Origin of the sequence: Polaribacter sp. IC066 (genome assembly GCF_007997085.1) — a bacterium.
In the GTDB taxonomy this organism is placed as follows: Bacteria; Bacteroidota; Bacteroidia; order Flavobacteriales; family Flavobacteriaceae; genus Polaribacter.
Window position 1 is genome coordinate 1 of the sequence record NZ_VORR01000085.1, and the last position, 7927, is coordinate 7927.

Here is a 7927-nt window from a genome sequence, read left to right on the forward strand (position 1 = left end):
TTTAAAACTGAAAATGGTGCACAGATATATGCAGTTATTAGATCAGTAACAGATACCTGTATTAAGAATGGTCAAAATATTTTCGCTGCTTTTAAAACTATTGCTGTTTTAAAGGCTGAATAGTTACGAAAAGTTTAATTAGAAATAAATTGCCTGTTTTTGCGAATAAATTTCCTACCCATTTAATACCAATTTAGTTTTATAGTGACGTACAAATAAATTGAATTATTTTTCGATTAATTGAAATGAAAAGTAATTAGCAAAGCATCGTTACGGTAATTATTTTTGATGAAAGGTAAGCGAAAAAGAAACGATTTATTAAGGCATTATAGGGCTAATTTGATATAAGAACACATCACTTCTATTTGATCAATCCTTTTCATTTTGAACAACGGAAAACAGCGTAAGAAAAACTGTTTGTATTATTATTTCACCACATAGAAGTGCCTGTTTCTAGAACCTATCAAAATGATGTAAAAACTGTTTTGAATTCTACCACAACATAGCTGTATTTCGCCCCAAAGGCCATTATACATTGATTTTATTGCTGATTACGTTCTAGTTTTGTATCAGAAAATTTAATCACAAAACAACTCATTATGAAAACTAAAATCGCTTTTTTCACCGCTTTATTACTATCCATTTTTGTTTTATCAGCACAAAACAAACCACAAGAAATTTTAATTATTGGCACAATGCACACTGTATCAATAATTATAAAAAACAGTGATAAGCCGATGTTGTGTTTTGCTAAAAAATACAATCCTGAAAAATTATTTGTAGAATCGCCAATGGCAAATGATTCCATTTCTTGGAACTATTTAAAAAGTGGCTGGTCTAAAAGTTATCAAAAATTTGATAAATTATCGGAATCTTTGCAAAAAAAATTAATTTTAACCAAGAAAAATTTGATGAATTATTAAACAAAAACTCAAGTTTAAGTAAAATTGAGTTTAATTATTTAATTAGTAGTTATGCTTACAAAAGAGATCATAGTAATTACGGTTTTATGAACTACATCAAAAACAACGGTGTAATAGGTACGAAAAGACAAACAAGATATATAGACGGATATATAACCTACAAATTAGCTTTGCATCAAAATTTAAAAGTCACCAATATAGACGATCAACAAACAAATGGTTTGTATCATGAGGCTTGGACTAAATGTGCTAAAGAAGGAACTAAAAATGGCAATAATCTTAACAATGCTACATTGAATAAAAAGCAATATAATAGTGCGATGATACCCCCAATTTTCAGAAGTTTAGCAACCCATACTAGTAAAAGAAAAACAATGAACTAACTCGGCCCAAGGGCACGAGGTATCAAAACAACCTCAACTGTGAGGAATGTATTTTCTTATAATCTTTTTGATTCCCTTGACCCTGAACATACTTTTTTATAACTTCCTCATTTGCATACTGTCCAACTGTATTGATATAATACCCACTTGTCCAAAACTTTCCACCCCATAAAACCTTTTAACTTCTGGATGAAGTCTAAAAATTTCTCTTGCGGTTAAACTTTTAATAGTATTCACTATTTTTTTCGGAGACACCATTGGAACACTCTGAAGCAAAAAATGAACGTGATCATCATCGCAACCTATCTCTAAAAAATGAATCTCATATCTATAAGTTATTTCTAAACAAATATTCTTTAGCGTTTTTGAAACTTCAGAAGTCAATACTTTTCTTCTATATTTTATCGGACAAACTAAATGGTAAAGTAATAAACTCTTATTATGGCTCTTACGAATATGCTCACTCATAAAAACAAAATTACATATCTTTACGCTACACCCGATGCAAGCGTCGGGGAATTCTTTCGATTAAAAGCTGCCGTTTTGCTTGCAATATTTTTCAAGAAAAACAAGTAGTTATCAAAAATTCAACGAGCTTTTTGATAACTAGTTATTTCAATGCAAGGTAGTATCTAAAGTTTAATCAGCTCACTCTTTTTTGTCTTCCTTTGCTATTTTTTAGTAAATTTTTCTCCAAAAAATTCAAAGTACGCAATCTTTCCTGATGCATTTAAATTAAAATTAAAGAAAAATTTATCCCGATAAATAGGGTCTTTATTTGTAATGAATGTATCGTCGTGCCAATGTTCCAATTGATAATTAAAAAGATTGTTAAAGTCTATTTTTAATTGACCTTTATCCAAACTGACACTTACTACACCTAACATTTCATTTTGGTAGGTTCCAGAATATTGTTCTAAGATTAATGATGGCCTAGTTTCCATAATTCTTCCTTCACTTCTCTTTTTTTTTGCTTCCTTCGCGTTTTCTCTAAAGCCAGCGTATAATTTAAAAATTTCCTTGTGCCAGTCTCTATTGTCATCGCTAAAAGCATAAATATCCATAGCCTTATACATTATTGCATGACGGAGTTCTGCATGATCAAGGTTCGCAAAAACATACACTGCTAAGTCTTTATCGTGCATAATTCCTGCTATTGCAACGAGACCAGACAAACTACCTGTATGAAAATCAAGCTTATTACCTCGATAATCTTGCTGAAACCAGCCTAAACCGTAAGTATTCCATTTTGGTTTTGTCAATTTATTCGTTGGGTAGACTCCGCCGTCTGCTACTATTGCATGTGATTTGAATAAATATTGAAATGTGTTTGGTTGAATAATTGTATCTCCTTTAAATATTCCATCATTCACAAGAAATGTTAAATAATTGCTGATATCATTTGTTGTCGACCAAACCGATCCAGCAGCCCCAATTTGATCAGCAAAGGTATACCCTACTTTCACAACGCCATCTTCTAAATCATTAAAATGTGGTGTAGTATAATTGCCTGCTTTTATAATATCTTTCGATTTAGTTTGTGTGCGAGTCATTTCTAGCGGCTTTAAAATTTCATTTTCTACGAATTCTGACCAATGTTGACCACTTACGGATTCAATAAGTTCTCCAGCAACCGCGTACATAATATTTTGATAGATAAATCCACCTCGGAGCGGATATGTTTTTTCTGCATATTTAAATTTATCAATAGTTTCTAGGGTAGAAAGGTTATTTGTTGTCCATAACAAATCTGCATTGCCTATACCGAGATTGTGTGTTAGTAGGTCTATTACTCTTGCATCTGCAGTAATATATGGGTCTGAAAGCTTAAACGCAGAGAAATGAGTAATCACTTTATCTTGCCAAGCTATTTTATTCTGGTCTACAAGAATTCCCAATGAAATAGCAATTAATGCTTTGGTTGTTGATGCCATGCTAAAGAGTGTGTTATCATCTACTGCCTCTTTCGTTTCAATATCTTTTATCCCATAGGTTTTTTTGAATACTACTTTACCATTTTTTACTACCACTGCAGCAAGTCCAGGTATTTGCCAATCTTTCATTCCTTCTTCAATCATTGCATTTAGTTTATTGCTTTTTGAAATGTCTTGAGCAAAATTTGATGGCGCTAATAGCAGTAATATTAGCATTATTAAAAGAATTCTAGAGGTATTCATAGTCATATTGGGTTTTTAATTGGTTGCAAACTAGTTGTGTGCAAATAGTTGCACGTTTATAAAGTAAATTTAGTAAATAAATAGCAGATAATAAGTCCGTGAAGAGTTTTGCAAGTAATCTAAAACTAGAAATTAATTTTATGCTCTTTTGTGTGCAGAATTTTTCATTTTAATTGATTTTCTATTATTTTTCCAATTCATCTTGTTTAAAGTCAAACCAAAATTGTTAAAATTCTGAAGAGATTTTTCTTTTGTAAAATATCTTGTAATTTTAATTTAAAATTTCAGTCCTATAATTACCCGATAAATAGCCCGGTTATTTAAATGATTCAAAACTTTCAAGTATCTCAACTTTTATAAAATATTCTTTTTCTGATTTATCTTTTCTAGATCCTCAAGAAAAATCTCTTTAAATTCTACTTTGTTTGAAATTTATAAAAAATTTGGAATTGCTATCATTTCATTCGCTTTCAAATTGTAGTAATCTTCATTTCCACAATCTAATTCATGAATGCCTATAAAATTATAAAAGATGTTTTTAAATAGATAGCATTCATAATTAAAACTATAAAACAAGCTATTTAAGATTCTAAATTTTTGTTTTGAGGATTTTCTACTTTCATTGCACCTAAAACTAAAACCACTAAAAAAGGCAATAATAAATAGCTAATGTATGTGTAGCTGCCAAATGTGGTAAAACAATAGCTAAATAAACTCGGAGCAATAGCACTTGCCACCACCATAAAACTCATTACTTTACCAGTAATAGCACCTAAAAACTTTCTTCCAAAATAGCGTGGCCAAGTAACCGCATTTACAACTGCAAAAAGACCGCTGCAAATACCAAGACCGCCAATCAAAAAGTAAATTCCGCTTACATTGCTTAATGTTAACAATCCATAAGAAGCAAAAAAACCACCTGCTAGCATAATGTATAAATAAATTTTATGCGCAATATAATCGCTTAAGATATTTGCTATTGTAGATACACAAATTGCAATGACCGATATTGGCAAAAAAACAGCAATGGCTTCTGCCCTAGTATACGATGCCGTTTCAAAAATAGAAATTATATGAAAAGTAAAGCCAGTTATTAAAAAACTATTAAAAGCCAAAGCAAGTCCGAACATCCAAAAAGCTCTTGTTTTTTTTGATTCTACTAAAGTGAAATTTATTTCTTGTTTTTTCTCTTTTGTTGTTTCTTCTTTTTTATATCCGTCAGGAATCATATCAAAATCTTCTGGTTTATTTCTGTAAAACTGAAGTATAAAAAAACTGAATATAAATAAACATACCGCTAAAATTTGCCAACTTACCTCCCAACCATTCTCTGTAATAAGATAATTGAGTATAACTGGAGAAATTGAAAAACCTAGTGAAATAGTAATACTACTGATAGAATTTACTTTGCCTCTATTTTTATCAAACCACATCATGACCATATTTCTAGAAGACATTGTTAAAACGCCCTGTCCACAAAACCGGATTAGAAAAAATAAGATGCAAATCAGCACAAAAGGAACAGACCATGAATTAAAGTCTAAAAAACTTTTTATAAAATTTGATATTTTTTCAGAAAAAGAAAATAATATCAAAGAAATGCCTAAAAAGAAAGATGCAAAAAAGGCCACATAACGTGCACCAAACTTATCGAACAATCGTCCGGCTTTGGTTACAAAAAAGGCACTAATTAAAGTACCAATCATGTAGGCATTGCTAAATTGATTTCTTGTTAAGCCTAAAGCGTCTTTTACAGGATCTGTAAAAACAGAAACACCTACTGTTTGACCTGGAATGCTAAATAATACACCAATACTTCCAAAAATTAGTGTTACGTATCCATAAAAAAAAGGAGACTTTTTAGGATTTATAAAAGAGTACTTATTTGGGTTCATTGGTATAAAATAGAGAAAAAAATAAGCATCAAAAATAACACTAATTTAATGAAATTTCCAAACCTAAATTTCTATTTCTACAAACGCTATATTTTCAGCAATCGTTTTTACCACATTTTTTTATCCACTATTATAGCGATTAAAATACTTTTGAGTTAAAGATTATATCTTTTACGGTAATAGCAATCTTACAAAGAATATAACTTTGTAACTCAATTAAAAAACAAAACATGTCAATTATAACAATCGTTTTAAGTGTATTATTACCACCGCTAGCTGTCTTTTTACAACACGGAATTGGATCGAAATTTTTAATAAGTATCTTACTTACAATTTTAGGCTTTTTGCCTGGAGTGGTGCATGCACTTTACGTGAATGGCAAATAATCAATTAAAACAGTGCTAAATAAAACAATATTTTAGTTTTATTTTCTCACAGCATTTAAACCTCATAAGCCTAAACTTATGAGGTTTTGGTTTGTAAAACCAATATCAAACTAACTATTTTTCTTCTTCATTTTTAGTGTTGATAAAATCAATATCACGGGTGTTTTTCTGAACCGTGATTGCGCCAAAAAGACTTAATAAAAAGGAAATTGCATAAAATCCTTTTTCACTTAATTCTAAATCGGCATTTCTTAAACCGATAATTAATAAGAGTAAAGAGGCAATTACTACTACCCAACTGATACCAAAATACATATCGCTTACTTTTATTTTTTCGGCTTTGTCTCTTACCGCTTTTTGAAGCGAAATAACGGCATAAATTCCCATTAAAAGAATTGCAAAATAATACCCCTTTTCATTGAGTTCCATACTCGCATTCCATAAACCGATACAATAAGAGAGTAATCCAATAATTACAACTCCCCAAGTTGCACCAATATAGGCGGATGTTGGTTTTTCATTAAATTTATTCTTTGACTTTTTACTTTTTGATGCTGTTTTAGTTTCTTCATTTGCAGAAACTGATGTTTGATAATTCATAGTTTATAGTTTAATAATTACCCGACAAAATTGCAAAGAAATAAGAAACTACAAAAAACTAATTGTTATATTTACTGACGATTAAATTTTTACATTAAAATTAAAAAATCAATAATTACAAACATTATAATATAAATTACTGACGACCTCATAATAAATTTAAAAGAAATAATAATTGGTTTTACAGAAGATAAGCAACAAGAATTCATTTCATATTTAGATAAAAAGAACAAAAGAAAAGATGCTAAAGACATTCAGTTAGTAAATTTATTACTGACTAACACATTTTCATCTAAAGAAATTTGCCTAAAAATTTATGGAAAAGATAATAAGGCTGCCCTGCATGCATTAAGAAAACGATTGCTTGATTCTATCATTAACTTTACGGCGAATGCAAATTTAAAAGAAGAGAGTTCTATAGATATGCAGTTGATTACGTATATTTTATCTGCAAGAACATTTCTTCAAAAAGGACAATTTAATATCGGTTATAAAATTTTAAATAAAGCCGAAATTATTGCAAAGGAATATCAATTATTTACAATTTTAAACGAGGTTTATCATTCTAAAATTCAATATGCCTATGCCATTTCATCTTTAGATATTGATGCGTTCATTGTTGCTTTTAGAGAAAATCAGCAGCAATATTTGTTAGAAGAAGAGTTAAATATTGCGTACTGTAAAATTAGAAAAGCTTTACAAGAAATAAAGCATCAGCATAAAATTATCAATATAAAATTGATGATTGAAGACATTTTAAATGAACATAAAATCATTGTATCAGATTCACTTTCCTTTAAGTCGTTATACCAACTAATTCAGATCACCACTATTTCTTCTTCGCAAAATTTTGATTATTACAACATCGAAGCATTTCTACTAGAAACCTATCAAACCATCAAAAATCATACATCTAAAGACAAACAATTGTTTTATCATTTAGAAATTTTATATGTAATTTCTAATACCCTTTTTAGAAATAAAAAATTTACCCACTCTTTAGAATATTTAGATATGATGTCTTTTTACATGCAAGAAAAGAACGGGAAATATCAAAAAGAGTTTCAGGTAAAATATAAGCTATTAGTCGCTTTAAATTATAATTTTTCAGGGAAACCCCAAAAATCAATTGAAATATTAGAAGCATTCATCAACAAAAAAATGGTACATATTGCTTCTCAATTAGATTTTAATTTATCTTTAATTGTGTGTTATTTTCAGCAAAAAGAACTCAAAAAAGCACAAAGTTTAATTGCTAAATTTTATCATTCTGATAAATGGTATATCGAAAAAACAGGTATGCAATGGACCATCAAAAAAAGCTTGATTGAAATTTTATTACAAATCGATTTAGGTAATATTGATATCGTAGAATCTAGAATATTAAGTTTTAAACGAAACTATTTTAAGCACTTAAAAAACATTCAACAAGAAAAGTAACTATTCAGCCATTTCCGGTAGGAACGGATTTTTGCTAAAAGCAAGCTGAATATTTTCTAGTACTTTTTGTTTATTTTTTTTGAGCGTTGTAATATATCCTCTAATTCTAGCAAAATATTGTGC

7 protein-coding genes and 1 pseudogene are annotated in these 7927 nt (G+C 29.4%); 4 read left to right on the forward strand and 4 right to left on the reverse strand.

The window, feature by feature from the left end:
* Window positions 1–599: 599 nt before the first annotated feature.
* Both ES044_RS17485 and ES044_RS17490 read left to right on the forward strand, forming a co-directional pair.
* Complete coding sequence (locus tag ES044_RS17485; protein WP_147120629.1) at window positions 600–923, forward strand: hypothetical protein; 324 nt, start codon at window positions 600–602, stop codon at window positions 921–923.
* Between the two features lie 86 nt (window positions 924–1009).
* Window positions 1010–1306, forward strand: a complete 297-nt coding sequence (locus ES044_RS17490) for a hypothetical protein (RefSeq protein WP_147120630.1) — start codon at window positions 1010–1012, stop codon at window positions 1304–1306.
* A 22-nt stretch (window positions 1307–1328) separates the two neighbouring features.
* Here ES044_RS17490 and tnpA read toward each other — a convergent pair.
* The 3 genes and pseudogenes from tnpA to ES044_RS17505 all read right to left on the reverse strand — a co-directional run bounded on the left by tnpA (window position 1329) and on the right by ES044_RS17505 (window position 5378).
* Window positions 1329–1774 (reverse strand): annotated as a pseudogene (tnpA, locus tag ES044_RS17495) (IS200/IS605 family transposase).
* Window positions 1775–1977: 203 nt separating this feature from the next.
* Window positions 1978–3483 carry a serine hydrolase gene (locus ES044_RS17500; RefSeq protein ID WP_189663347.1) on the reverse strand — a complete coding sequence of 502 codons (1506 nt, stop codon included), beginning with the start codon at window positions 3481–3483 and terminating at the stop codon, window positions 1978–1980.
* Between the two features lie 581 nt (window positions 3484–4064).
* The gene (locus ES044_RS17505) at window positions 4065–5378 is read right to left on the reverse strand and encodes an MFS transporter (RefSeq protein ID WP_147120632.1); all 1314 of its coding nucleotides are present in this window, start codon (window positions 5376–5378) and stop codon (window positions 4065–4067) included.
* A gap of 230 nt (window positions 5379–5608) precedes the next feature.
* Between ES044_RS17505 and ES044_RS17510 the strand changes: the two genes are divergently transcribed.
* Window positions 5609–5764, forward strand: coding sequence for a YqaE/Pmp3 family membrane protein (locus ES044_RS17510; protein ID WP_147120633.1), 156 nt, complete (start codon window positions 5609–5611; stop codon window positions 5762–5764).
* Window positions 5765–5878: 114 nt separating this feature from the next.
* On the opposite strand, the gene yiaA is transcribed toward ES044_RS17510, so the two are convergent.
* Window positions 5879–6364 carry an inner membrane protein YiaA gene (gene yiaA / locus ES044_RS17515; protein WP_147120634.1) on the reverse strand — a complete coding sequence of 162 codons (486 nt, stop codon included), beginning with the start codon at window positions 6362–6364 and terminating at the stop codon, window positions 5879–5881.
* 360 nt (window positions 6365–6724) lie between these two features.
* Here yiaA and ES044_RS17520 point away from each other — a divergent pair, with 360 nt between their 5' ends.
* Window positions 6725–7804 (forward strand): hypothetical protein, encoded by a 1080-nt coding sequence (locus ES044_RS17520; protein WP_189663348.1) that lies wholly within the window; start codon window positions 6725–6727, stop codon window positions 7802–7804.
* The last annotated feature ends 123 nt before the right edge of the window (window positions 7805–7927 follow it).